This is a genomic window from Pelagibius marinus, from assembly GCF_014925385.1.
GTDB classification, from domain to species: Bacteria; Pseudomonadota; Alphaproteobacteria; order Kiloniellales; family Kiloniellaceae; genus Pelagibius; species Pelagibius marinus.
Genome location: NZ_JACSDK010000001.1, coordinates 1,017,076 through 1,041,945 on the forward strand (window position 1 = coordinate 1,017,076; position 24,870 = coordinate 1,041,945).

Annotated in this window: 19 protein-coding genes; 10 read left to right on the forward strand and 9 right to left on the reverse strand. The window is 67.9% G+C overall.

Annotation, left to right across the window (positions count from 1 at the left end; translation table 11 throughout):
* Positions 1-217: 217 nt before the first annotated feature.
* The 4 genes from H7X47_RS05020 to H7X47_RS05035 all read left to right on the forward strand — a co-directional run bounded on the left by H7X47_RS05020 (position 218) and on the right by H7X47_RS05035 (position 5,601).
* A complete protein-coding gene (locus H7X47_RS05020; protein ID WP_193367472.1) occupies positions 218-1,423 on the forward strand; it encodes an aspartate transaminase in 1,206 nt (401 codons plus the stop codon).
* 17 nt (positions 1,424-1,440) lie between these two features.
* Entirely contained in the window at positions 1,441-2,871 is a 1,431-nt protein-coding gene (locus H7X47_RS05025) for an amidase (RefSeq protein ID WP_319633534.1), read from the forward strand.
* A 218-nt stretch (positions 2,872-3,089) separates the two neighbouring features.
* On the forward strand, positions 3,090-4,814 hold the full coding sequence (locus H7X47_RS05030) for a methyl-accepting chemotaxis protein (RefSeq protein ID WP_193367473.1): 1,725 nt from the start codon (positions 3,090-3,092) through the stop codon (positions 4,812-4,814).
* Positions 4,815-4,986: 172 nt separating this feature from the next.
* Complete coding sequence (locus H7X47_RS05035; protein WP_193367474.1) at positions 4,987-5,601, forward strand: glutathione S-transferase family protein; 615 nt, start codon at positions 4,987-4,989, stop codon at positions 5,599-5,601.
* Positions 5,602-5,637: 36 nt separating this feature from the next.
* Here the strand turns inward: H7X47_RS05035 and argC are convergent, their stop codons facing one another.
* On the reverse strand, positions 5,638-6,603 hold the full coding sequence (argC, locus tag H7X47_RS05040) for an N-acetyl-gamma-glutamyl-phosphate reductase (RefSeq protein WP_193367475.1): 966 nt from the start codon (positions 6,601-6,603) through the stop codon (positions 5,638-5,640).
* A 365-nt stretch (positions 6,604-6,968) separates the two neighbouring features.
* Here argC and H7X47_RS05045 point away from each other — a divergent pair, with 365 nt between their 5' ends.
* Complete coding sequence (locus H7X47_RS05045; RefSeq protein WP_193367476.1) at positions 6,969-9,002, forward strand: elongation factor G; 2,034 nt, start codon at positions 6,969-6,971, stop codon at positions 9,000-9,002.
* A 68-nt stretch (positions 9,003-9,070) separates the two neighbouring features.
* Here the strand turns inward: H7X47_RS05045 and H7X47_RS05050 are convergent, their stop codons facing one another.
* Positions 9,071-10,564, reverse strand: coding sequence for a sensor histidine kinase (locus tag H7X47_RS05050; protein ID WP_193367477.1), 1,494 nt, complete (start codon positions 10,562-10,564; stop codon positions 9,071-9,073).
* 298 nt (positions 10,565-10,862) lie between these two features.
* On the opposite strand from H7X47_RS05050, the gene msrP reads away from it, so the two are divergent.
* The gene (msrP, locus tag H7X47_RS05055; RefSeq protein ID WP_193367478.1) at positions 10,863-11,849 is read left to right on the forward strand and encodes a protein-methionine-sulfoxide reductase catalytic subunit MsrP; all 987 of its coding nucleotides are present in this window, start codon (positions 10,863-10,865) and stop codon (positions 11,847-11,849) included.
* Positions 11,850-12,291: 442 nt separating this feature from the next.
* On the opposite strand, the gene H7X47_RS05060 is transcribed toward msrP, so the two are convergent.
* Both H7X47_RS05060 and trxB read right to left on the reverse strand, forming a co-directional pair.
* On the reverse strand, positions 12,292-13,182 hold the full coding sequence (locus H7X47_RS05060) for a LysR family transcriptional regulator (RefSeq protein ID WP_193367576.1): 891 nt from the start codon (positions 13,180-13,182) through the stop codon (positions 12,292-12,294).
* Positions 13,183-13,379: 197 nt separating this feature from the next.
* On the reverse strand, positions 13,380-14,351 hold the full coding sequence (gene trxB / locus H7X47_RS05065) for a thioredoxin-disulfide reductase (protein ID WP_193367479.1): 972 nt from the start codon (positions 14,349-14,351) through the stop codon (positions 13,380-13,382).
* Between the two features lie 276 nt (positions 14,352-14,627).
* Here trxB and H7X47_RS05070 point away from each other — a divergent pair, with 276 nt between their 5' ends.
* Complete coding sequence (locus tag H7X47_RS05070; protein WP_319633535.1) at positions 14,628-16,382, forward strand: SulP family inorganic anion transporter; 1,755 nt, start codon at positions 14,628-14,630, stop codon at positions 16,380-16,382.
* A 6-nt stretch (positions 16,383-16,388) separates the two neighbouring features.
* On the opposite strand, the gene H7X47_RS05075 is transcribed toward H7X47_RS05070, so the two are convergent.
* Positions 16,389-17,639 carry an MFS transporter gene (locus H7X47_RS05075; RefSeq protein ID WP_193367480.1) on the reverse strand — a complete coding sequence of 417 codons (1,251 nt, stop codon included), beginning with the start codon at positions 17,637-17,639 and terminating at the stop codon, positions 16,389-16,391.
* Between the two features lie 258 nt (positions 17,640-17,897).
* The gene (gene gloA, locus H7X47_RS05080) at positions 17,898-18,338 is read right to left on the reverse strand and encodes a lactoylglutathione lyase (RefSeq protein WP_193367481.1); all 441 of its coding nucleotides are present in this window, start codon (positions 18,336-18,338) and stop codon (positions 17,898-17,900) included.
* Positions 18,339-18,423: 85 nt separating this feature from the next.
* Between gloA and H7X47_RS05085 the strand changes: the two genes are divergently transcribed.
* A complete protein-coding gene (locus H7X47_RS05085) occupies positions 18,424-18,861 on the forward strand; it encodes a DUF5412 family protein (RefSeq protein WP_193367482.1) in 438 nt (145 codons plus the stop codon).
* Here the strand turns inward: H7X47_RS05085 and H7X47_RS05090 are convergent.
* From H7X47_RS05090 to H7X47_RS05100, 3 genes are all read right to left on the reverse strand, one after another.
* The gene (locus H7X47_RS05090) at positions 18,858-20,768 is read right to left on the reverse strand and encodes a hypothetical protein (protein WP_193367483.1); all 1,911 of its coding nucleotides are present in this window, start codon (positions 20,766-20,768) and stop codon (positions 18,858-18,860) included. The two genes, H7X47_RS05085 and H7X47_RS05090, sit on opposite strands and share 4 nt — an antisense overlap.
* Positions 20,769-20,790: 22 nt before the next feature.
* Positions 20,791-21,450: a 2OG-Fe(II) oxygenase gene (locus H7X47_RS05095; RefSeq protein WP_227010156.1), complete on the reverse strand. Its 660-nt coding sequence runs from the start codon at positions 21,448-21,450 to the stop codon at positions 20,791-20,793.
* A gap of 110 nt (positions 21,451-21,560) precedes the next feature.
* Complete coding sequence (locus tag H7X47_RS05100) at positions 21,561-22,586, reverse strand: mitochondrial fission ELM1 family protein (protein WP_227010157.1); 1,026 nt, start codon at positions 22,584-22,586, stop codon at positions 21,561-21,563.
* Positions 22,587-22,814: 228 nt separating this feature from the next.
* Between H7X47_RS05100 and H7X47_RS05105 the strand changes: the two genes are divergently transcribed.
* Both H7X47_RS05105 and H7X47_RS05110 read left to right on the forward strand, forming a co-directional pair.
* Positions 22,815-23,315 (forward strand): Lrp/AsnC family transcriptional regulator, encoded by a 501-nt coding sequence (locus H7X47_RS05105; protein WP_193367484.1) that lies wholly within the window; start codon positions 22,815-22,817, stop codon positions 23,313-23,315.
* A 214-nt stretch (positions 23,316-23,529) separates the two neighbouring features.
* Positions 23,530-24,774: an ABC transporter substrate-binding protein gene (locus H7X47_RS05110; protein ID WP_193367485.1), complete on the forward strand. Its 1,245-nt coding sequence runs from the start codon at positions 23,530-23,532 to the stop codon at positions 24,772-24,774.
* Positions 24,775-24,870: the final 96 nt, after the last annotated feature.

Genomic DNA, 24,870 nt, shown 5'->3' on the forward strand with positions numbered 1-24,870 from the left:
GGGAATGAGGCGATTCCGTGATGCATTGAGATGGTTTTGGGGCAGCGGCGCGCCTCGGAGCCGCGGCCGGCCGGGAAGGGGTGGGGGATGTCCGGCGGAATCTGGGGCGAACAGGCCTGCCATGCGGCCTTGCCGGTTCCAATTGCGCCTTGAAGATTCTAAGTTGCCGCTGATCCGCCCGAGTGGCGGTTTTCTATGCAATCCGGGAGTTCATCCGATGTCCGTGATCGCGGAACGTTTGTCGCGAATCAAGCCCTCACCCACCATTGCCGTCACCACCAAGGCGGCGGAGCTGAAAGCCGCCGGTCGCGACGTGATCGGCCTCGGCGCCGGTGAGCCGGACTTCGATACCCCGGACAACATCAAGCAGGCCGCCATCAAGGCGATCGAGGCAGGCCAGACCAAGTACACCGCGGTCGACGGCACCCCGGCGCTGAAGCAGGCGATCTGCGACAAGTTCAAGCGCGAAAACGGCCTGGACTACACCCCGGCCGAGGTCACCGTGGGTACCGGCGGCAAGCAGGTGCTCTACAACGCCCTCATGGCGACCCTGAACCCGGGCGACGAGGTCATCATCCCGGCGCCCTACTGGGTGTCCTACCCGGACATGGTGCTGCTGGCCGAGGGCGAGCCGGTCAGCGTGCCCTGCGGCGCCAACCATAACTTCAAGCTGACGCCCGAGGCGCTGGAGCAGGCGATCACGCCCAAGACCCGCTGGATCATCCTCAACAGCCCCTCCAACCCGACCGGCGCGGCCTACACGGCTGAGGAGATGAAGGCGCTGACCGATGTGCTGCTGCGCCACGAGCACGTCTGGGTGATGACCGACGACATGTACGAGCACCTGGTCTACGACGGCTTCGAGTTCACGACCCCGGCCCAGGTCGAGCCCAGGCTGAAGGACCGCACCCTGACGGTGAACGGCGTCTCCAAGGCCTACGCCATGACCGGCTGGCGTATCGGCTACGCCGCCGGCCCGCAGGCCCTCATCAAGGCCATGGCCAAGATCCAGTCGCAGTCGACCTCCAATCCCTCCTCGATCAGCCAGGCCGCGGCGGTCGAGGCGCTGAACGGGACCCAGGACTTCATCGCCGAGCGGGCCGAGGCCTTCAAGGCGCGCCGCGACATGGTGGTCGAGATGCTGAACGACTGCCCGGGCATCCACTGCCACAAGCCGGAGGGCGCCTTCTACGTCTACCCCTCCTGCGCCGGCTGCATCGGCAAGAAGACGCCCGACGGCAAGGCCATCGAGAGCGACGAGGACTTCGTCACCTACCTGCTGGAGTCGGTCGGCGTCGCCGCGGTGCACGGCGAGGCCTTCGGCCTCTCGCCGCATTTCCGCGTCTCCTACGCCACCTCGACCGAGGCGCTGAAGGAAGCCTGCAGCCGCATCAAGCAGGCCTGCGAAGCCCTCACCGACTGATCAGGAGGGGCGTGCCCGTGCCGCTGGACGCCCTGCTCGACGACCACGACGGCCTGGCCCTGGCGGAACTGATCCGCCGGGGCGAGGTCTCTCCCCTGGAACTGCTGGAAGCCGTCATCGCCCGCATCGAGGCGCGCGACCCGGCGCTGGGCGCGGTGGTCCACCGCTTCTACGACGACGCGCGGGCGGAACTCGCGGCCCAGGTCCAGGAAGGGGGAACGCCGGAAGGCCCCTTCGCCGGGCTGCCCTTCCTGCTGAAGGACCTCTACAGCTTCCAGAAGGGCCGGCCCTGCGGCAACGGCAGCCGCTGGCTGAAGGACTACCGCGCCCCCTTCGACGACCCCATGGCGGCGCGCTGGCGCGCGGCGGGGCTGACCGTCGTGGGCAAGACCGCGACCGCCGAATTCGGCCTCAACGTCACCACCGAGACCCGCCAGCACGGCGCGACACGCAACCCCTGGAACCCCGACTATTCGTCTGGCGGCTCCAGCGGCGGCGCTGGCGCGGCGGTCGCCGCCGGCATGGTTCCGCTGGCCCATGCCTCCGACGGCGGCGGCTCGATCCGCATCCCGGCCTCCTGCTGTGGTCTCTTCGGCCTGAAGCCCAGCCGCGGGCGCAACTTCACCAGCGACGCCTGGGCGGGCCTGGGCGTTTTTCACGCCATCACCCGCAGCGTGCGGGATTCGGCGGCGCTGCTGGACGCGACCTGCGGTCCGCCGCGCCACCACCCCTATTGCCTGCCGAAACCGGAGACGCCCTTCCTGGCGTCGCTCAAGGGCGATCCCGGCCGCCTGCGTATCGCCTGGAGCGCCAGGACCCCGGCGGACGTCGACCTGCATCCGCAGTGCCGTGCGGCGGTGGACGCGGCCGCGGCCCTGGCGGCTGACTTCGGCCATGCGGTTGAGGAGGCGGCGCCGGAGGTCGACCATGCGAAGCTGCGCGAGGCCATGGTGACCATCGTCGCCGCCAACATGGCCGACACCCTGTCGCCGGGAAATCCGTGGCGCCCCGAAGGCGCGCGCCGCGAGGACGTCGAGACGCAGACCTGGATCTTCGCGGAACGCGGCAGGCAGGTGAGCTCGGCCCAGTACCTGCGGGCCGTAACCGCCGTCCGTGAGATCGGCTTCGGTCTGGCCCGCTTCTTCCAGCGCTTTGACGTGTTGCTGACGCCGACCATGGCGGCCCCGCCGCCCCGCATCGGGCTGCTCGACACCATGGTCGACGACTTTGATGCCTTCGGCCGCAAGGTGCAGCCCTATGTGGCCTTCACCCAGATGTTCAACATGTCGGGCCAGCCGGCGGCCTCCCTGCCGCTGCACTGGACCCCGGAGGGCCTGCCGGTCGGGGTCCAGATCGCCGGGCGGGTCGGGGAAGAGGCCACGCTGCTGGCCCTGGCGGCCCAGTTCGAGCAGGCCCGGCCCTGGTTCGACCGCCGGCCGCCGCTCTAGACGGACCGGTTTCTACCCATCCGCGATCGCCCCTGGAACGATACCTGCCCCAGGTTTCTAAAACCGGAGCGGGTGCCACAGTGGCCTTTTCCACCTAAAGGGATGATCGCTTATGGATTTTTACTATTTTCTAAGGGGATTTGGCGAGGATCGCGCTAACCAAGACCGCCTCTTTTCCTACCGGCGGTGACAAACAACGCTGTCAGCGAGAGTGAGCAATGAACCCCTTTGCTGCCGTCAAGAGCGTCAAGCTCACGACGAAGACGATGGTCCTGACCATCGCCCTCATCATCGTGGCCGCCGCCGCCTGCGCAACCGCCGCCGTTTTCGCCATCCAGGGCGAGATCCGCCAGCAGGTGGTCGAGCGCCAGTCCGCCAGCCTGCGCATCGCCGCGGACATCTTCGCCCAGAATCACAGCTCGCTGGAGGTGACCAGGAAGGGCCAGGAGATCGAGCGTCTCGTCATCCAGAAAATTCCGATCTTCCTGAGCCACGACATGATCGACCGCATCGGTTATCTGACCGGTGAGACCGCGACGGTCTTCATCTGGGACGAGGAGAGCAAGGATTTCTGGCGGCGCACCACCAACATCAAGAAGGACGGCGGCAGCCGTGCCGTGGGCACGCCGCTGGGCCAGAAGGGCGCGGTCTACCCGGTCATCATGAAGGGCGAGACCTTCCGCGGCGAGGCCATCATCCTGGGCAAGGCCTACTACACCATCTACGAGCCGATCTTTGACACCAACGGCAAGGTCATCGGCATCCTCTACGCCGGCGTGCTGAAGTCCAACGTCAACGCGATCCTCGACAAGCTGACCAACCGGCTGGCCATCACCGCCGGCATCACCATCCTGGTGACCGCGCTGATCGCCTTCTTCATGTTCCGCATGCTGCTGCGTCCGCTGCCGCGCCTCTCCGAGGTGATGAACCGCCTGGCCCACGACGACACCAACGTCGAGGTGGCCTACCAGAAGCAGGGCGACGAGATCGGCGACATGGCCCGCGCGGTCCAGGTGTTCAAGGAGAACGCCCTGGAGAAGCGCCGCCTGGAGCAGGAGCGGGCTGAGCAGGAGAAGCGGGCCGCCGCGGAGAAGCGCGAGGCCATGAACGCCCTGGCCAACGAGTTCGAACAGTCGGTCGCCCACAAGGTGACCTCGGTGCTGGACGCCGCCGAGCATCTCGACGCCTCCACCGCGCAGGTGCGCAACCTCGCCAGCCAGACCAGTGAGAAGAGCACCCAGGTTAGCGGAGCCGCCGAGGGCGCCAGCGGCAACGTCGACAGTGTTGCCGCCGCGGCCGAGGAGATGTCGGCCTCGATCTCGGAGATCGCCCGCCGCGCCAGCGAGTCGGCCAAGATCGCCGCCGGGGCGGTGAAGGAAGCCGATTCCACCAACGAGACGGTGCAGTCGCTCGACACCGCCGCGCAGAAGATCGGTGACGTGGTGAAGCTGATCAACGAGATCGCCGAGCAGACCAACCTGCTGGCCCTCAACGCCACCATCGAGGCGGCGCGCGCCGGGGAAGCCGGCAAGGGCTTCGCCGTGGTGGCCAACGAGGTCAAGACCCTGGCCTCCCAGACCACCAAGGCGACGGAGGAGATTTCCGGTCAGATCAACGCCATGCAGCAGGCGACCTCGGAGGCGGTTTCCGCCATCGCCGGCATCCGCGGCGTGATCGGCCAGGTCAACGAGTCGACCACCGCCATCGCTTCCGCGGTGGAGCAGCAGAACGCGGCCACGCAGGAGATCGGCCGCAACGTGGAATCGGCGGCCAGCGACACCTCGCGGGTGTCGACGACCATTGCCGAGGTTCGCTCCGCCTCGGAGCAGACCATGACCGCCATCCAGCAGGCCGTCAGCGCCATCGAGGGCCTGAACGGCGACGCCAACGACCTGAAGCAGCAGGTCGGGGCCTTCCTGGAGAAGGTGCGCCAAAGTGCCTAGGGGCAGTGCCTGACCGGCACGCCTGAAGCTTAAGTCCTGGCGTGACAGACGAAGGGGCGGCTCCCAGGAGCCGCCCCTTCTTGCTGCTGGGGAGCCGGCCAGAACAATGTCCGTGGTTTGACAGGAGAGCTTTGCCCTAGAGTGCCGCCCGGAACTGCCGGCGGAGAGAGTGATGTACAGGCTTTATTGGGCGCCCAGCACCGGCGCCTTCGCGCCCGATGTGGTGCTGACGCTGACCGGGGCGCCCTTCGAACGCCAAAGGGTCGACTACGACGGCAAGGAGCATCAGGGCGCGGCCTATCGGAAGCTGAATCCGATGGGCCAGATTCCGCTGCTGCAGCTGCCCGACGGCGCGGCGATCACCGAGTCGGCGGCCATGGTGCTGCACCTCGTCGAGCGCTTTCCCGAGGCGAAGCTGGCGCCCGCCGCCGGCAGCACGGCGCGGGCGGTCTTCGACCGCTGGCTGGTGTTCCTGGCGGTGAACGTCTACGGCGCCATCCTGCGCTGGTACTATTCCGAACGCTTTACCACCGATCCCGCCGGCGCCGAGGGAGTCCGGCAGGCGGCCGATCGCGATCTGGAGCGCCTCTTCGCGATCCTCGAGGCGCAGCTCGATCCCGGCCCCTTCCTGCTCGGCGAGGCCTTCGGCGCCGCCGACATCTACCTGATGATGCTGGTCGACTGGTATCCGCCGGCCCGGGCGTTGCCGCGCGTCGGACGACTCTGCGCGGGCCTGAAGGAAGAACCGCGCATCGCCGAGGTGCGGAAGCTGTATCAGTTGGACTGAGGGCCGGGCGGGGCCGCCTATCGCAGCCGTCCGACCTCAGGCGGCCAGGCGCTCGGAAAGGCCCGCCTGGGGGTCGAGCCCCAGCATGAGGTTCATGTTCTGCACCGCCGCGCCGGAGGCGCCCTTGCCCAGGTTGTCCAGCACCGCGGCCAGCAGCGCCTGGTCGCCGGCGGCGTTGCCGAAGACGTGCAGGCGCATGTCGTTGGTGCCGTTCAGACCCTCCGGGTCCAGGCCCTCCTGGCTCGCGCTTTCCTCGGCTGGGGCGACGCTGACGAAGTCCGTGCCGGCGTAGTGCCCGGCCAGCAGGGCGCGCAGGTCGTCAGGGGAGGGCTTGCCGGGCAGCGCCCAGAGCTGCAGCGGCACCTGCACCAGCATGCCCTTGTAGTAGTTGCCCACGGCCGGCACGAAGAGCGGCGCCTGCGCCAGCCCGGCGTGCGCCTGCATCTCCGGCAGGTGCTTGTGGGCGAGGCTCAGGGCATAGGCGCGGTAGGCGTTGGCCAGGTGGTCGGGCGCGCCGGCTTCCTCGTAGCGCCGGATCAGGTTCTTGCCGCCGCCGGAATAGCCGGAGACCGCGTTGACGGTGACCGGGAAATCCCGGGGCAGCACGCCGGCGTCGATCAGCGGGCGCAGCACGGCGACGGCGCCGGTGGGATAGCAGCCGGGGTTGCTGACCCGCTTGGAGGCGGCCACCTTGGCGGCCTGCGCCGCGTCCAGCTCCGGAAAGCCGTAGATCCAGTCGGGATCGGTGCGGTAGGCGGTGCTGGCGTCGATGACCCGGGTTTCCGGGTTGTCGATCAGGCGGACAGCTTCGCGCGCCGCGTCGTCGGGCAGGCAGAGAATGGCCAGGTCGGCGGCGTTGAGGGCGCGCGCGCGGGCGGCCGGGTCCTTGCGCTCGTCATCGGCCAGGCGGATCAGGCGCACGTCGGCACGCGCCTCCAGGCGCGCCCGGATCTGAAGTCCCGTGGTGCCTGCTTCGCCGTCGATGAATACCTGCGCGGTCATGTCCCTGGTCCCGTCATGTCCTACTCGCGGTTGACTTCAATCCAGCCACACCAAAACGGCCCCACCGCCCATCGCGGAGGGCACCGTCTCGAAGGCTCGATTGCCAAGCCATATTATTCGGCCTTGTGGTCGGGAAGTCACTGAAATTCCGTGACACCGGCCACCGCCGCCCGGAATTGCCCCGCTTTTTGGTTGCCAGCTTGGCGCCTTCTTTGAAACCATAGGCCTACATAAGGTCTGAAATGGGTCCAGGCGGGCCCCTTTAGCCCATCCACAACAAGGACAGTTCGCCCCAGGTCTCACATGGGGAAACGCATGGTCCGGTCCCTCATGGAGCCACCCCCCGGGGCGACGGGGAGGAAACCATGACGTCCAGATCGGTATCGGCGGCGCGCTGCGCCGCCATCGTGGGACCCTATACCAGCGGCAAGACCACCCTGCTGGAAGCCCTGCTCCTGCAAACCGGAGCCATCCACCGCAAGGGCTCCGTCATCGAAGGCAACAGCGTCGGGGATTCCGTCCCCGAAGCTCGCGACCGCCAGATGACCACCGAGCCCAACTTCGCGCACTGCAGCTACCTCGACGAAACCTGGTCCTTCATCGACTGCCCCGGCTCCATCGAACTGGCGCAGGACACCCACTCCGTCCTCATGGGTGTCGACGTCGCCGTGGTCGTGGCCTCGCCGGAACCCGAGCGCGCCCTGACCCTGGCGCCGATCTTCAAGTTTCTCGATGACTACCAGATCCCGCACATCCTCTTCGTCAACAAGATGGACAAGGCGACGCTGCGTGTGCGCGACTTGCTGGAGTCCCTGCAGTCGGTCTCCGACCGGCCGCTGGTGCTGCGCCAGGTGCCGATCCGCGAGGGCGAGGAGGTCACCGGCTTCGTCGACCTGGTGAGCGAGCGGGCCTGGCGCTACAACCTCGACAAGCAGTCCGACCTGATCGAGATGCCCGAGCAGGTGAAGGACCGCGAGGCCGAGGCGCGTCAGGAACTGCTGGAGTCCCTGGCCGACTACGACGACGGCCTGCTTGAGCAGCTGCTCGAGGACAAGGTGCCGCCCTCCGACGAGATCTACGACCAGATCGCCAAGGACCTGGCGGGCGACCTCATCGTGCCGGTGCTCTTCGGCTCCGCCGAGCAGGGCCACGGCATCACCCGCCTGCTCAAGGCGCTGCGCCACGAGACGCCCGACCCGGCGCTGACCGCCGCGCGCCTCGGCGTGCCGGAAGGCTCCACCCTGGCGGCCAGCGTGATCCGCACCTACCACCAGTCGCATACCGGCAAGATGTCGGTGGCGCGCATCTGGCGCGGCGGCGTGAAGGACGGCGACACCCTGGGCGACGACCGTCTCTCCGGCCTCTACCACCTGATGGGCGGCGAAACGCGGAAGATCGACAGCGCCGGTCTCGGCGAGCTGGTTGCCCTGGGCCGCATGGAGAGCCTGCAGACGGGCGATCTCCTGACCGAGAACGGCCGCCAGCCCGATGCCGGGCTGCTGTGGCCGGAGGTGCCCAAGCCGGTCTTCAGCCTCGCCATCCGTCCGCACAACCGCCAGGACGAAGTGAAACTGACGGCCAGCCTCGCCAAGCTGATCGAGGAGGACCCCTCGCTGGTGCTGGAGCACAACGACGACACCAACGAGATGCTGCTGCGCGGCCAGGGCGACATCCACCTGAAGCTGGCGGTCGACCGCCTGAAGAACCGCTACAACGTGGAGGTCGACGCGGCGCGTCCGCAGACCGCCTACAAGGAGACCATCCGCAAGGGCACCAAGCAGCACTCGCGCTTCAAGCGCCAGACCGGCGGCCACGGCCAGTTCGGCGACGTGCAGGTGGAGATCAATCCCCTGCCGCGCGGCAAGGGTTTCGAGTTCGTCGACAAGGTGGTCGGCGGCTCGGTCCCGCGCCAGTACATCGGCGCCGTCGAGCACGGGGCCAAGGAGTACCTTTCGCGCGGTCCGCTGGGCTTCCCCGTGGTCGACGTCTCGGTGACGCTTTTCGACGGCCAGCATCACTCGGTCGACTCCTCCGATCAGGCCTTCAAGACCGTCGGCCGCCTGGCCATGGCCGAGGGCATGCCGAACTGCGAGCCGGTGCTGCTGGAGCCGATCTACGAGGTCACCATCTCGGTGCCCAACGAGTTCACCAACAAGGTGCACTCGCTGGTCTCGGGACGGCGCGGCCAGATCCTCGGCTTCGAGATGCAGGCCGACTGGAAAGGCTGGGACGCCCTGAAGTGCCACCTGCCCGAGGCCGAGTTGCAGGACCTCATCATCGAGCTGCGCTCGCTCACCGTGGGGGTCGGCAGTTTCGACTGGCGCTTTGACCACCTGCAGGAACTGACCGGCAAGCTGGCCGAGCAGGTCATCGCCCAGCGCCAGGACGGCGGGGCCTGACGGGGTGAAAGAACCCGCCCCGCGGCGCCTTCCCAGGGCCCGCGGGGCGGGTTGTCTTTTCGAGAGGGTTAAGCCGGGACCGCCAGCGGCGTGCCGACGGCCACCGCTTTCTCGGCCACCGCGGCGTCCTTCACGGCGCCCTTGGGCGGCAGGGTGAAGCTGACCTTGGTGCCTTCGCCGAGGATGCTCTCCAGGATGAAGCTGCCGCCGTGCATCTCGACCAGCGACTTGGCGATGGGCAGGCCCAGCCCGGTGCCGCCGAAGCGGCGGGCATAGGTGGTCTCCACCTGGCCGAAGGGGGTCAGCACCTTCTCGATATCTCCCGGCTGGATGCCGATGCCGGTGTCGGCGACGGTGAACTGCAAGGCGCCCTCGGCCGTGACGCCCAGCCACACGCTGATGCGGCCGCCCTGGGGGGTGAACTTCACGGCGTTGGAGAGCAGGTTAAGGAGCACTTGCTTGATGCGGCGCTCGTCGCCGAAAGCGGGCGGCAGGTCGCTGGCGATGTTGGAGATCAACTCCACGTCGTCGCCTTCCGCCTGCTTCTCGACCAGGCGCAGGCAGCTTTCCAGCAGGTGGACGGCGTCGAATTCCCCGCGGTCCAGGGGCATCTCACCGGCTTCGACCTTCGACATGTCGAGCACGTCGTCGACGATGTTCAGCAGGTGGCGGCCGGAAGACCAGATGCTGTCGGCGTACTCGCGCCGGGTTTCGTCGCTGTTGGTGCCGGGCATCTGCGACTTGAGAATCTCGGAGAATCCGAGGATTGCGTTCAGGGGCGTGCGCAGCTCGTGGCTCATGGTGGCCAGGAACTCCGACTTCAGCCGGTTGGATTCCTCGGCGCGGGCGGCGGCGCGGGCCAGGTCCAGGTTCTTCACGTAGTGCCGCTTGGTCTGCCGCTCGCTGCGCCAGACGCCCAGGATCAGCAGCAGGTAGAGCAGCAGGAAGGTGCCGCCGACCACGACCTGCAGGACGAACTGGCGACGATGGATCGTGGCCAGCAGGTCGGTGACGTCGTAGTAGACCTCGAAGACGCCTTCGATGCTGCCGGAGGCGGAGATGATCGGCACATAGCTGGCCAGCACGTCGCGGTTCTCGACCGTCCGCTCTAAGCCGCTGAAGCTGTCGCGGTGGGTCAGCTCGCTGGCCCGGTGGCCGGTGCGCGCCGAGAGGAACCCGTCGTTGGAGCTCTTGTCCTCGCCGATCTGCGCCAGCTCGGTGGAGAAGACGGTGAGGCCGTTCTGGTCGTAGATCTTGATCTTCAGGATCGACAGCCCGCGCATTCTCGTCAGCAGGCTCTTTTGAATGGCCAGGGTCTCCGGGTGCCGGCGGATCGCTTCCGGGGTGAGGAAGTGCGCCGTGGTCAAGAAGCCGGCATGGGCGTCCCAGACCACGTTGGAGAAGATCTGTGCCACCGCGATGTTGCTGCGCTCGGCCATGGCGTTCAGGTCGTCGCTCGCAATCTGCTTGTACATGCTGATCAGCAGCATGCTGGCGGCGATCACGACGAGCCCGGCAAAGAGCGCGAATCGCTTAGTGAGAGAAAGAGACAGATCCGCCATGGCGGTTGGTGGCCCCCGAGAGCTCCCAGTAACAAAATTACACGAAAATCCACTGCTCCTTCATTGCTGGATAGCAAACGGCTCTTTCGAATTCATTAACCGTGACGAGAATCCTGGGGGCGATATTCGCGCGCCCTCGGGGGCTCGGGCGGAACCGGCTCGTCAGGTGCGGTTTTCCGGGCCTGGCGGCCCCGCCCACGGCGGCCTCGCGTTTAGTTGAATTGTCGCCTTCCCGCGGTCGCGCTACCTCCTTTGTCAGTGTCGCAGACCCGAGGCAGCTGAAGGGAGCGGTCATCGCATGCTGATTCGCATAAAGCAGGGGTGGGAAATCCCCGAATCCCAGGTGACCCCTGAGAGCGTGTTCCACGATCGCCGGCGCCTGCTGAAGGCCGCGGCGGCGGGCCCCGTTCTGCTGGGCGCCGCCGGCCTGCTGGCGGCTTGTGACGACACGCCGGCCCAGGCCGCCGCCGGCGAGGACCCCTCGGCCAAGCTCTACCCCGTGGGCCGCAATCCCGAATACATGCTGGACCGGCCGATCACCGACGAGAGCCTGGCCACGACCTACAACAACTACTACGAGTTCGGCTCCTCCAAGAACATCTGGCAGAAGGCCCAGGAACTGCCGATCCGGCCCTGGACCGTCGCTCTGGACGGCATGGTCGAGCAGCCCATGGAGATCGGCATCGACGACCTCTTGGCCAAGATGCCGCTGGAAGAGCGGGTCTACCGCCACCGCTGCGTCGAGGCCTGGTCCATGGCGGTGCCCTACAGCGGCTTCCCCCTGAAGGCGCTGATCGATCTCGCGAAGCCGCTGTCCTCGGCCAAGTACGTGAAGATGACCACCTTCCAGGACCCGGACACGGCCGGCGGCCAGCGCGCCGCCTGGTACCCCTGGCCCTACGTGGAGGGCCTGACCATGGCCGAGGCGCGCCACCACCTGGCCTTCATCGCCACCGGCCTCTACGGCAAGCCGATCCCCAAGCAGAACGGCGCGCCGCTGCGCCTGGCGGTGCCCTGGAAGTACGGCTTCAAGCACATCAAGGGCATCGTGCGCTTCGAGTTCACCGACGAGCGGCCGAAGTCCTTCTGGGAAGTCATCCAGGGCAGCGAGTACGGCTTCTGGGCCAACGTGAACCCGGAGGTGCCGCATCCGCGCTGGAGCCAGGCGACCGAGCGGGTGCTGGGCCTCAACGAGCGGGTGCCGACCCTGCTCTACAACGGCTACGCCGAATACGTGGCCGACCTCTACAAGGGCATGGAAGATAAAGAGAACATCTTCATGTAGGGCCCGGCCTCATATCGGGGCCCGCCCTCGGAGTTCCTCCAGCACGCCTTTTCGAGGCCCGTGATCCCGCGTCAGCGGGGCCACGGGCTTTTTTGCCGGCCGCCGCGGCGGCCAAAAAAAAACCGGGCCACGAAGGCCCGGCAAGTTGAACAGGGAGGCTTCACGTCTGGGAGACGTAGGACCTAAAGAGGCCCTTCTCCGAGCGGGGGGCGCTCGGAACAGTCGTCCGGCGGGGGGCCGGAGAACTCGCGGGATGCTGCGTCGCAACATCCGATGACCTGAAGATAAGGATTTGAGTTTCTTTTACTACATACATTCGGGCAGTGGTGATATGCGGGGGCTGCATAGCTGGTTAAGTATATGATGTTTATATGAAAAATGCCTCCGCGACCCCCCTCGAATTAGCCCTTAAGTATGACACCGGGGTGGTGTGGAATAACACTCAGAAGTTGGATTCGGCAACCTTACGTAGCAGGAAGTCCCGGAAAACCGAGATCCGCTTGGAGCGCCGCATCTCTTCCGCATAGACGAAATAGGCGTCGAACTGCGGGCCGGAAAGCTCCGGCAGTACCTGCACCAGGTCCGGATTGGCCGCGGCCATGAACTCCGGCAGGGCGCCGATGCCGGCCCCCGACTGCACCGCCTTCATGACGCCGTAGACGTTGTTCACGGTCATCGCCGGGCGGCGCAGCTGGCCATCCTTGTAGCCGACGCGCAGCAGCCAGTTCACGTCCGGCACCGGCGGGCGCACGTCCTCGCCGTAGACCACGATGCGGTGGTTATCCAGGTCCTTGGCGGCCTGCGGCACGCCGTGCTTCTTGATGTAGCCGGCCGCCGCGTAGACGTGCATGTGCACCGTCATGAGGTGACGCTGGATCAGGTCGGCCTGCCGGGGCGGCGAGAAGCGCACCGCCAGGTCCGCCTCGCGCATGGAGAGGTCGACCTCGCGGTCGAGCAGCAGCAGGTGGCACTCGATCTCCGGATAGACCTCGATGAACTCGTGCATGCGCGCCGCCAGCCAGTGGGAGCCGAAGGCCACGGTGGTGGTGATCTTCAGCGGCCCCTTGGGGCGGTCCTTGCTCTCGGTGAGCTGGGCCTCGGTCATGGCCAGCTTGCCGAAGACCTCGTGGGCGGTGCGGTACAGCAGCTCGCCCTGCTCGGTGAGGATCAGGCCGCGGGCGTGGCGGTGGAACAGCGGCACCTTGAGGCTGTCCTCCAGGGCCGAGATCTGCCGGCTCACCGCCGACTGGCTGAGATTCAGCAGTTCGCCGGCATGGGTGAAGCTGCCGGCCTCCGCCACCGCGTGGAAGATGCGCAGCTTGTCCCAATCCATAATGGTGGCCCCGAGGCCCCGCTTCTGGGGCAGGCCAACATCGTCCAACATGATCGCCTCCTGGGGCGGGTCGGCGGCGGGCGAAGCCGCGCCCGATTCCCGCCACTGCGGCGGGGTTTATGAAGAAATACTGCTCTTGCGGCCGGGAAAACCCCCGAGATACCGCGAATCAGTATAGGTCAGTGGGGTTAAGGAGGCTATTCCGCAGCTTTACTGGCGGAATCCTCCTGTTCGGCGAGGAATTTTTCCGCTTCCAGGGCCGCCATGCAACCCATTCCGGCGGCGGTGATGGCCTGGCGGAAGATCTTGTCGACGCAGTCGCCGGCGGCATAGACGCCGGGAACCGAGGTGCGGGTGCCGCCGGCCTGGGCCAGGATGTAGCCCTCGTCGTCCAGATCCACCGCGCCGCGAAACACCTTGGTCGCCGGGTCGTGGCCGATGGCGATGAAGACGCCTTCGCAAGATACCTCGCTGGTCTCGCCGGTCTGGGTGTTCTTCAGGCGCACCCCCTCGACCCCGTCCAGGGGGCCGTCGCCGCCCAGGATGTCGTCGATGACGGCGTTCCAGCGCACCTCGATCTTGGGGTGCCGGAACAGCCGGTCCTGGCCGATCTTCTCGGCGCGCAGGGCGTCGCGGCGGTGGACCAGGGTCACCTTGGAGCAGATATTGGCCAAGTAGAGCGCCTCCTCCACGGCGGTGTTGCCGCCGCCGACCACCACCACTTCCTTGTCGCGGTAGAAGAAACCGTCGCAGGTGGCGCAGGCGGAAACGCCGCGGCCGTTGAACTTCTGCTCGCCGGGGATGCCCAGCCAGCGCGCCTGGGCGCCGGTGGCGATGACCACGGCGTCGGCGGTGTAGGTGGTGCCGCTGTCGCCCTTCATGACGAAGGGGCGGCGCGAGAAATCCACCTCGTTGATGATGTCGGAGACGATCTCCGTGCCGACGTGCTCGGCCTGCTTCTGCATCTGCTCCATCAGCCAGGGGCCCTGGATGACGTCGGCGAAGCCCGGGTAGTTCTCCACGTCGGTGGTGATGGTCATCTGCCCGCCCGGCTGCAGCCCCTGGACCAGCAAGGGTTTCAGGTTGGCGCGCGCGGTGTAGATCGCGGCGGTCAGGCCGGCGGCGCCGGAACCGATGATGAAGACCTTGCTGTGGCGGGTGTCGGCCATGTCGGGGGGACTCCAGACTCGAGTTTGTCTTTGGAAAATAGAGACGCCGGCAGGGGGTCGCAAGGCGGCGAAACGTCGCTTTCTGTGGATGATCCGTCCGGCGGAGCGAGGGCGCGGGCGGGGGCCCCGCGCGGCGCGCAGGGCAGGGTTCGACATAAAACAAATGTAGAATGTGGTCCTTGTGTATAATCTGGGCTCTGCGGCAACCCCACCACACGGATTTGACCCCATGTTCCCTGCAGGACGGCGCGGCCCCGGCCGGGCGCGCGCATAACGGTGACCGACGGTTCTCCGGCGCCCGGGAGCCTGCCTCCCGACCCGCCCGCGAGCGGTCCGGCCTGGCGGCTTTTCAAGCCCAAGCTCATCACCGTCCTGAAGGAGGGCTACGGCTGGGGGCACCTGCGCGCCGACGCCGTGGCCGGCCTGACGGTGGCGGTGGTGGCCCTGCCGCTGGCCATGGCGCTGGCCATCGCGTCGGGCGCGCCGCCGGACAAGGGCCTGGTGACGGCGGTGGTCGCCGGCTTCCTGATTTCCCTGCTGGGCGGCAGCCGCTTCCAGATCGGCGGGCCGACCGGCGCCTTCGTGGTGGTGGTCTTCAACGTCATCGCCCAGCACGGCTACGACGGCCTGCTGCTGGCCACCCTCATGGCCGGGGCCATGCTGGTGGTGGCCGGCCTGCTGCGCTTCGGCACCTGGATCAAGTACATCCCGGAACCGGTGGTGACCGGCTTCACCGCCGGCATCGCCGTCATCATCTTCTCCAGCCAGCTGAAGGACCTCTTCGGCCTGTCGCTCGCCGAGGTGCCGGCCGAGTTCCTGCCCAAGCTGAAGGCGCTCTGGGCGGCGCGCGACACCCTCGACCCGGCGACCTTCGCCGTGGCCGCGACGGCGCTGGCCGCCATCCTGCTGCTGCGGCGCTATGCCCCCAAGGTGCCGGCCCTGCTGGTGGCGGTGGTCGGCGCCTCGCTCGCGGTTTGGGGCCTGGGCCTGCCGGTGGAGACCATCGGCTCGCGCTTCGGGGAGATCTCCTCCAGCCTGCCGCTGCCGCAGCTGCCGGCCTTCAGCCTGCGCCAGGCCGTCGAGGTGCTGCCTTCCGCCTTCACCATCGCCTTCCTGGCCGGTATCGAGAGCCTGCTCTCGGCCATGGTGGCCGACGGCATGACCGGGGCGCGCCACCGCTCCAACTGCGAGCTGGTGGCCCAGGGCGTGGCCAACGCCGCCTCGGCCTGCTTTGCCGGCCTGCCGGCCACCGGCGCCATCGCGCGCACGGCCACCAACATCCGCTCGGGCGCGCGCTCGCCGATCTCCGGCATGCTGCACGCGGTCTTCCTGCTGGTCTTCATGCTGGTCGCCGCGCCGCTGGCCGCCTACGTGCCGCTGGCCAGCCTCGCCGCGGTGCTGGTCATCGTCGCCTGGAACATGAGCGAGATCGACAAGTTCCGCCACCTGATGAGCGCGCCGCCGGGCGACGCCGTGGTGCTGCTGGTGACTTTTTCGCTGACCGTCATGGTCGACCTGACCGTGGCCATCGAGGTCGGCGTGGTCATGGCCGCGGTGCTCTTCATGCACCGCATGGCCCAGGTGGTGCAGGTGGAGAAGGGTGTCGGCTTCCTGCAGGGCGACGTCGACGACGCGCAGATCCCGGCCCTCGACTACGCCTTCCAGACGCTGCCGGCGGGGGTGGAGATGTTCAGCTTGCGCGGGCCGCTGTTCTTCGGTGCCGCGCGCAGCCTGCGTGACGCGCTGGAGGCCATGCCGGTGCCGCCCAAGGTCTTCATCCTGCGCATGCGCAACGTGCCGATGATCGACTCCTCCGGCGTCGCCGCCCTCTCCGACTTCATGCGCCGCTGCCGCGACCGCGGCGTCGCCGTCATCGTCTCGGGCATCCGCCCGCAGCCCAAGGACGTGCTGTCGCGCATGGGATTCGGCACGGAAGCCGGGGGGCGGCACGACAACCTGAGTTTCGCCGCGAACTTCGCCGAGGCCCGCGAGATGGCCGCCGCCATGATCGAGGAACGGGCGGCGGAGTAGGCCGGCTCAGTCTTCCTGCAGCACTTCCTGCGCCTCGGGATTGAGGCGGCTGGCGACCGGCGTGGCGGCGTGGCCGACGGGCAGGGCGGTGCCGGTCTCGGTGGCGCGCTTCCCGCCGGTGACCAGGCGGGTGACCGCCAGCAGGGCCGTCGCGCCCTGCAGCAGCGCCAGGCAGCCGAAGAGGGCCGGCGCCCCCAGGTGGGTGATGGCCAGGCCGCCGGCCGGCGGGCCCAGCACGATGCCCACGTTCATCACCAGCACCAGCCCGCCGGAGGCCGCGACCATCTGCTCGGGGGCCAGGCGGTCGTTGGTGTGGGCCACGCCCAGGGAATAGAGCGGCAGCACGAAGGCGCCGACCAGGGCGACGGCGGCGTAGAGCCAAATCGTCCCCGCCAGCATCGGCGCCGAGAGGACGATGACGAGACAGGCGGCCAGCCCCGCGGCGGCGGCCCCGGCGATGACCAGGCGGCGGTCCAGGCGGTCGGAGAGCGCGCCCAGGGGGAACTGCCCCAGCACGCCGCCCAGGGTGCCCGCGGCGACCAGCAGGCCGATGTCGCCGACCGGCAGGCCGAGGGCCACGCCGAAGAGACCCAGACCCACGTAGAAGGCGCCCTGGGAGATGCCGTTCAGGAAACCGACGGAAAGGCCCAGCGGCGAGATGGCGAAGAGCGCGCGCACCGAAAGCCGCGCCGGCGCCTCGAAGGACTGACTCTGACGGGCCGAGAGCAGCATGGGCACCAGCGAGAGGGAGATCAGCACCGAGGTGATGACGAAAAGCAGGTTCCCGTCGCTGTCCGGCAGGTAGAGCAGGAACTGGCCCAGCGCCGCGCCGCCGGTCTGGGTGATGAAGTAAATGGAGAGCAGGGCGGCGCGGGTCTGGTTGTCGGCGCGCCCGTTCAGCCAGCTCTCCGCCACCACGTAGAGCCCCGGAAAGCAGAAGCCGGCGAGGCCCCGCATGGCCGCCCAGCTCCAGGGGTCGGCCGTCACCATGTGGATCAAGGCCGCGGTGGAGCAGAGCGAGGCCAGCGCGCCGAAGCTGCGGATGTGGCCCACCGCGGCGACGATGCGCGGGGCGACCAGGCAGCCGAAGACGGCGGCCAGCGGATAGGCCGCCTGCATGAAGGCGATCTGCGTCTGTGAAAAGCCCAGCTCGGTCGCCCGGGTCGTCAGCAGCGTGACCAGCAGCCCGTTGCTGATCATCAACAGCAGCATGCCGAGGAACAGCGGCCAGGAGTCGTAGATGCGCCGGGCGAGCATGGGCGGTCAGGGGTCCTTCATCGAGGCAGGGCGGCGAAAAACCGTTCCTGCTCCCCTAACCGAGAACGCGGCGTCTAACAAGTTCAGTGAAAGGGGGGCGGTGTTCCCCCCTCACCCTCCTGCTGACGCGGGCCCCTCCCTCTCCCGCCAGGGGAGAGGGCACAAAAAGCAAACCCTCTCCCCTCCGTGGGAGAGGGTTGTGGAGCGTTAGCGAAGCGCTTGCGCGAGCTTACGCGGAGCTGGGTGAGGGGGCTTTTGTTACCAGCTCCCAGTGTTTTCCATGGAGGCCCAGGGTTCTTTCGGCTCCTGGGCGTCGCCTTCCTGCAGCAGCTCCACGGAGATGCCGTCGGGCGAGCGCACGAAGGCCATGCGGCCGTCGCGCGGCGGACGGTTGATGGTGACGCCCGCATCCATCAGGTGCTGGCAGGTCGCGTAGATGTCGTCGACCTTGTAGGCCAGGTGGCCGAAGTTGCGCCCGCCGCTGTAGTCCTCCGGGTCCCAGTTGTAGGTCAGTTCGACCAGCGGCGCCTGGGTCTCCTTGGCTTCCTCCGCATCCTTCGGCGCGGCCAGGAAGACCAGGGTGAAGCGGCCCTTGTCGTTCTCCATGCGGCGGACCTCCTGCAGGCCCAGCTTGTTGCAATAGAAGTCGAGGGACTCGTCGAGGTCCTTCACGCGGACCATGGTGTGGAGGTATCGCATCGGAAACTCTCTCTGATCGTGGGGTTATTCTGGGCGTGTCTTCGCCACAATCTAGGGCCATTCCCGCCGAATTTGTAGGGGCATCATGGCCAGTTGTAGCGAAGGTAGTCCCGGAAAGGAAAAGATCGTCATGGTGCGGCGGTTCATGCTGCTGGCTGCGCTCTTTGTCGGTGCGGTCCTTCTGTTCGTGGTCTGGTTGTTTCTCGCTCTGCCTCCCCTCTGCGGCAAGGAGGTGTTGCAGGAGGCCGTCTCACCCGATGGCCGTTATAAAGCTTCAGTCTATGAGGGCAGTTGTGGCTCTACCACAGGGGTGGCGACCTACATCGCTGTTGAGCGAAACTTTGATACCTTGCTCGCGAAAGAAGCCGACGTCCTGATCGCCAATGGTGATCGCATGAGCGTTGGAGTGCGCGTTCGTTGGTCAGGCCCTAGGGCGCTCGTCGTTTCTTGGAGAGGCTCGGAGCGGGTTTTTCTTGCGGAAAGCCAAGTGCTCGGTATCAGCGTTGACTACGTCGACCGCTAAAACCCGAACATGTGGTCGAAGGAGAAGGCCTTCTCGCCGTTCATCAGGCCGTGGTAGCCGAAGAGGCGGCAGGTCATGTCGCGGATGATGACGTAGCCGGCCGGGCCCGCCTTCCTCATGTCGGCGGCGGAGAAGAAGTCCGCCGGCTGCCATAGCAGGGAGCCGCCGCAGGCGATCTGCACTTCATGCTCGGCGATCTGCTGGCCGTCCTGGTCGTAGAGCATCAGGTGGGTCTCGCTCCTGGCGTGCCAGGGCGTCGAGGCCGGATAGATCAGGTGGCAGACCGGCGCGTAGGGCTCGGGTCCGAAGGAGAGGAAGAGGCGGGTCGAGAGGCCCGGCGCGCGCCCGGCGTAGGACTGCGGCTCGCTCTTGTAGGTCAGCACCGCGTTGAAGACGTGGGCGCCGAAGGAGGTTTCGGCGATGTGGCCCGAGGCCTTGTCCTCGTAGCGGAAGAGGCCGTGCAGCCAGCCGTCGGCCTCGCCGCCCTCGGCGAAGTCGTAGACCAGTTCCATGTGGCCCCAGTCGGTTTCGGCACCATCCACGAGATCGTCGATGTCGACCAGGGTGGCGTGGTTGCGCGGCAGCTTGCCCAGCGACTTGCCGCCGATCTCCTTGCCTTCCGGGTCGTAGGCGTAGAGCGCCAGCGGCAGGTTGGCCTGGCAGGTCGACATGGGCGTCGGCAGGGCCAGCGAGCGGAAGCGCCCGCGCGGCAGGATCGGCGCCGGCAGGATGAAGCCCTTGCCCAGCAGGTTGGAAAGCTCGGGGATGCGCGGATCGGGCTTCAGGTCGACGCGCTCCACGTTGGCGTGGGCGATGCGCTGGCGCGGCGGGTTCATGGCGCCGTTGGCCAGAACCTCGTAGCGCGGGCGCACGAAGTGCTTGCCGGCCTGCACCTCGATCTGCTGCGGCCAGCGCGCCGCGGGCAGGAGGTCGGCGGTGTCGATGGCCAGGGTGCCGAAGGGCGGGATCTCGCGGTCCAGCCAGGAAATCTCCGGCTCGCCCATGAGGTTCAGGCCGACGCTGCCGGCGGGCACCGGCGCAGGGTGGCTGTTCTGCACCCAGAGCAGCACCCGCTCGTCTTCCTTGGGCGCCGGCAGGCCGCCGTAGAGGTCGGCGGGCCAGGAATTGGCGTCGTGGGTGCAGGACAGCACCTCGTCGCTGTCGCCGTAGGTGTCGAGGGCGTACTTGACGATGTCGTGCCCGGCGATGCCGCAGATGTGGAGGAAGAGGCTGCCGCAGAAGTCGCCGAGGCCGAAACGCTCCCGCACCTCCTTCGAGTCGATCACCACGCTGGCGCCCGCGCCCGGCAGCGGATCGTCCCATTCGGCCAGCGGCTGGCCGTTCTCGTCCATCAGGCAGCACCAGGCACTCGGCGCCTTGGCGCCGTAGCCCGACCAGTAGTTGGCGGTGGCCAGACGCGTATGGTGGCCGCCGCCCTCGCGGAAGAACACCAGGTTGGTGGCGAAGTTCAGGCTGTCCAGGTAGTTGCGGCTGTTGGTCAGCATGGCCTCGGGCAGGCGCAGCGCGTCCAGGCTCACCACCTCAGCGCCTTGGGGCAGCAGGTGGCGGATGTGGTCGATCAGGCGCCCGGCGTCGAAGGCGGTGACGAAGACCTTGGGGGCGGAGGAGCCCGGCAGGTCGGTGACCGGCTGGGCCTGGCGGCCGAGAATCTCGCTGCCGATGTCCTCCAGGTCCTGCACGTAGACCGCGGCGATGTCGAGGTTCGAGAGGTCGTAGATCTCGGCGAAGGCCTTGGCGAAGCCCAGCGGGTCATAGACCACGAGGGGACCGGCGCTCAGATCCCGCAGCAGCCTTGCCGCCTCGCGCGCGGCCAGGGGATGGCCGATGGCCTTGAAGAAGGCGTTGCCGCCCTTGGCGTTGCTGAAGGTCTCGATGTTGAGGGCCATAACAGTCTTTCGTGAGTCTTCGCTACGCGCCGAAGCGCAGCAGCTTCTTCGTCCAGGCGGAAAAGGCGTGGCGCTTCAACTCGCGCTTCAGCACGCCTTCGTCGGTCAGCCAGTTGAGCTGGATGGAGCGGCGCTGGCCGATGAAGGGCTTGTGGCCGTGCCAGGCCTCCGGCGAGCAGCGGAAGGCGACCAGGGTGCCCGCCTCCGGCGGCACCTCGGCGGCGTAGTCCTCCAGGTCGTCGGGGCCGTTCAGCATGCGCAGGCGCCCGCCGTCGGATTCCCAGTCGCTGTTCAGGTAGATGAGGGCCGTCACCAGCTTCGTGCGCGAGTCCGTGTGGATGGCGCCGTCCTTGGCGCGCGACTGGCCGCGCAGGGTGATCATGGTGGGCCGCCCGGAGAGGTCGATGCCGAACTTGGCCTGGAAGGCGGCCGTCACCGCCGGGCCCTGCAGTTCGTCCAGCAGCTCCTTGAAGGCCGGGCCGCAGTTCAGGCTGGACGACGGAAAGCTGCCGCCGCTGGTGATCTCGGGGAAGTCGCGTTCGACCGCGGACAGGGCCTCGGGCTTCAGGAAGCCGGGGACGATGAGGAAGTCGAAGGGCGCGCGCTGCAGCGCCGTCGCCTCGAAACGGGCCATGTCGAGGCGCGGGGAGGTCGGAACGGTTTCGGCGGCAAGGCTCGACAAGCGGTGGATTCCCCGGATTCGGCGGTCGACGGGTCTGTCTGCAGACTTATTTATAGGTGGGGCCGGGAAAGATCAAATGAGCCAGATCAAGCCGTTCGGCCGGCGTCCGCTCATCCGGTCGCGGCGAGCCGCGCCCGGAGGCGCCGGCGGATCTCGTCGGCGACGCGGTGGGTCTCGTCCAGCGGCGTGTAGGACCATTGCTCCAGGGCGCCGGTGAAGGGGCGGGTGATCCCGGCCGCCTGCATGGCCTGGTGGAAGCGGCGGAACTTGGCCGAACCGCCCTCCAGCTGGACGATGTGCACGGGTTTGCCGGTGCTGGCCGATTCCGAGACCATGTTCACCGAGTCGCCGGTGCAGACGATGGCGTCGGCCAGGCCCAGCATGCCGAAATAGGGGTTCTCGCCGTTGCCGTCCCAGATGTGGGCCGGCAGGCCCTCCAGGCCGCGGCGCAGGATCTCCTCGTTGCGCGCGCCGGTGCGCCGCGAGGGGGTGACCATCAGGCCGACGCCTTCCTCGCGCACCAGGCGGGCGAGCTGCCCGGTCAGCTTGGTCATGAGGTCCGCGGTCATGCGGAAGACCTTGTTGTTGCCGCCGATCAGCACGGCGACGCGGCGCGCCGGCAGCTGGGCATAGAGCGGCTCGAAGTGCTCGGCGGCGGCGGCCAGGCGTTCGGCGGTGATCCGGCCCAGGGCGCCGCGCGTGGTCAGCACGTTCTCCGCGCGCAGGCGATCATGCTCCGGCGTGACGATCAGGTCGAAGGCGGCGGGATCGATGGCCGGATTCTGCACCTGTACGGTGAAGGTCTTGCCGCCGCTCAGGCGCTTCATGTCGCGGGTCAGGGGCACGGTCTGGCGGCCGCTGGCGATCCACAGGTCCGGCCAGGGCGGGCTCAGGCTGTCGCCCTTGGGCCCGAGGGTCTCGAGGGGCGTCTTGAAGGGCTTGCGCAGCAGGGCCGCCGGCATCCAGCGCCAGGGCTTGCCGACGGAGACGCGCTTGACCACCGGAACGCAGCCCATGGCCTCGGCCAGGCCCAGGCACTGGATCTCCATGCCGGCCTTGCCGTCGGTAACGACCCAGCAGGTGAGGCCGTGCAGGCTCTGGGAGGCGGGGGACTCGGGACTCTCGAGACGGCTCATGGCGGCGGACTATGGGCTGGCCTCCGGCGCTGTGCAAGACCGAAGCATTCCCGAAGCTTTCCGGGGGCGCCGGCGCTTTCCCGCGCTTTGCCCGGGCGGTGAAGAAGACTGCGCCGGGAGGTTTTACACAGGCCTCGGGGCTTGAACGAAAGGGGCTGCCGGGTAATATTGTTACTCAGCGGTCGTGCAGACGGGCGCGATCTTTTCTTTGCGCAACCGAGGATGCCCATGCGGCGGGTCAAATTGGACCGAATCGACCTGCAGATCCTGCAGGACCTCCAGGAAGACGGGCGGATCACGAACGTGGAGCTGGCGCGGCGCGCCGGCATCTCGGCGCCGCCCTGCCTCAGGCGCGTCCGGGCCCTCGAGGAATCCGGCTTCATCAAGGGCTATCACGCCGATCTGGACGCCGAGGCCCTGGGCTTCGAAGTGATCTTCTTCGCGCTGGTCGGCCTCGACAGCCAGTCCGAGACGGTGCTGAACGACTTTGAGACCCTGGCCGGCAGCTGGCCGGAGGTGCGCGAGTGCCACATGGCGCGCGGGCCCGACGACTTCGTGCTGCGCCTGGTGGCGCGCAACACCGCGCACGAGAACGAGCTGACCCAGCGCCTCACCTCGGCCCCGCACGTGGTCACGGTGAAGACCATCCAGGTCATCCGCACCGCCAAGTCGACGCCGGGCGTGCCCATCGACATCGCCCAGGGCGCCGAGCCGGCGAGCCAGGACTGAACCTTCCGAAAAATCTGCGCGGCGGTTGAAACCGCCCTTCGTTCCGTTGCGTAGCTTTGCTTGCCGGGCGACGCGCGGCCGGCGAGGGGACGCGCCTTTCCGGGTTTGGGAATGCCCCCTAAGGGTCCCTGGACTTGGGCATCCCCCTCCTCTATAAAGCCGCCTCTCGCCGCAGGACTAGTCGCCGCAGGACTAGAACTCGAAAGGTGATTTCATGACATCGTTACGCTTCGCGACGGCGGCCCGGGCGGCCGCAAAGTCGAAGTACGCCTTCGCCGCCCTCGCGGCCTTGCTGGGCGCGGCCGAAGCCGGCCCCGCCCTGGCCGAGGACGTGAAGGTCGCCGTGATCAGCGGCATCTCCGGGCCCATCGCGGCCCTGGCCCCCCCGATCATCGACGCCTCCCGCCTGGCCATCGCCCAGGTCAACGACCAGGGCGGCATCCTGGGCGGCCGCAAGCTCATGGCCGTGGTGGGCGATTCCTCCTGCAGCCCGCAGGGCGGCACCGACGCGGCCACCAAGGCGGTGAACGTCGAGGGCGTCGTCGCCATCGTCGGCCCCGGCTGCTCCGGCGCTACCCTGGCGGCGGCCAACTCGGTGGCCATCCCGGCCGGCGTCGTGCTGGTCTCGCCGACCGCCACCTCGCCGGAGGTGACCCGCCTGGAGGACAAGGACCTGGTGTTCCGCACCGCGCCCTCGGACAGCTACCAGGGCCAGGCCCTGGCCCGCAGCCTCCTGGCCCGCGGCGTGAAGAAGGTGGCCGTGGCCTACATCAACAACGACTACGGCAAGGGCTTCGCCGAGGCCTTCCGCGCTGAGTACGAAAACAAGGGCGGCATCGTCGCCGGCTATGCGGCGCACGAGGAAGGCAAGGCCTCCTACCGCGCCGAGCTGGCGTCCCTGGCCGAGAGCAAGGCCGACACCCTGGTGCTGCTCGACTACGGCGACGGCACCGGCCTGACCATCCTGCGCCAGGCCCTGGAGAACGGCTTCTTCGAGAAGTTCGTCGGCGGCGACGGCATGAAGTCGGAGTCGCTCATCGAGGCGCTGGGCGCCGAGAACCTGGAGGGCTTCATGGCCTCGGCCCCGATGGGCGCCGAGTCCGAGGCGCTGCGCCGCTTCGAGGAGGCGTTCCGCGCGGCCGATGGTGATCCCAGCGCGGTCTTCACCTCCAGCGCCTACGACGCCGCCTTCCTGGTGGCGCTGGCCATCGAGAAGGCGGGCTCGACCGAGCGCGGCAAGATCTCCAAGGCGCTGCGCGAGGTGGCGACGGCGCCGGGCGAGGTGATCCTGCCGGGTGAGTGGGAGAAGGCCCGCAAGCTCATCGCCGAAGGCCGTGACATCAACTACCAGGGCGCGGCCGGCGAGCACGAGTTCGACGGCAACGGCGACGTGCCGGGCGCCTACGGCCTGTTCGGCGTCGAGGGCAAGAGCCTGAAGATGGTGAGCGCCATCAACTAGGTCGCGGAGGGGTCTTTCCTTCCACGCCGGCGGGGGGGGGGGGGGGCGGCCCCCCCCCCCCGCTTCTTTGTGGGCTTGCCCGCGCGGCTTTTGGGG

Coding starts and splice junctions, on each gene's coding strand:
- gloA (WP_193367481.1), bottom strand. CDS start 18,338: ATGCGATACCTCCACACCATGGTCCGCGTGAAGGACCTCGACGAGTCC.
- H7X47_RS05075 (WP_193367480.1), bottom strand. CDS start 17,639: ATGCTCGCCCGGCGCATCTACGACTCCTGGCCGCTGTTCCTCGGCATG.
- H7X47_RS05030 (WP_193367473.1), top strand. CDS start 3,090: ATGAACCCCTTTGCTGCCGTCAAGAGCGTCAAGCTCACGACGAAGACG.
- H7X47_RS05085 (WP_193367482.1), top strand. CDS start 18,424: ATGGCCAGTTGTAGCGAAGGTAGTCCCGGAAAGGAAAAGATCGTCATG.
- trxB (WP_193367479.1), bottom strand. CDS start 14,351: ATGGCCGACACCCGCCACAGCAAGGTCTTCATCATCGGTTCCGGCGCC.
- H7X47_RS05110 (WP_193367485.1), top strand. CDS start 23,530: ATGACATCGTTACGCTTCGCGACGGCGGCCCGGGCGGCCGCAAAGTCG.
- H7X47_RS05035 (WP_193367474.1), top strand. CDS start 4,987: ATGTACAGGCTTTATTGGGCGCCCAGCACCGGCGCCTTCGCGCCCGAT.
- H7X47_RS05020 (WP_193367472.1), top strand. CDS start 218: ATGTCCGTGATCGCGGAACGTTTGTCGCGAATCAAGCCCTCACCCACC.
- argC (WP_193367475.1), bottom strand. CDS start 6,603: ATGACCGCGCAGGTATTCATCGACGGCGAAGCAGGCACCACGGGACTT.
- H7X47_RS05090 (WP_193367483.1), bottom strand. CDS start 20,768: ATGGCCCTCAACATCGAGACCTTCAGCAACGCCAAGGGCGGCAACGCC.
- H7X47_RS05050 (WP_193367477.1), bottom strand. CDS start 10,564: ATGGCGGATCTGTCTCTTTCTCTCACTAAGCGATTCGCGCTCTTTGCC.
- H7X47_RS05105 (WP_193367484.1), top strand. CDS start 22,815: ATGCGGCGGGTCAAATTGGACCGAATCGACCTGCAGATCCTGCAGGAC.
- H7X47_RS05045 (WP_193367476.1), top strand. CDS start 6,969: ATGACGTCCAGATCGGTATCGGCGGCGCGCTGCGCCGCCATCGTGGGA.
- H7X47_RS05060 (WP_193367576.1), bottom strand. CDS start 13,182: ATGGATTGGGACAAGCTGCGCATCTTCCACGCGGTGGCGGAGGCCGGC.
- msrP (WP_193367478.1), top strand. CDS start 10,863: ATGCTGATTCGCATAAAGCAGGGGTGGGAAATCCCCGAATCCCAGGTG.
- H7X47_RS05100 (WP_227010157.1), bottom strand. CDS start 22,586: ATGAGCCGTCTCGAGAGTCCCGAGTCCCCCGCCTCCCAGAGCCTGCAC.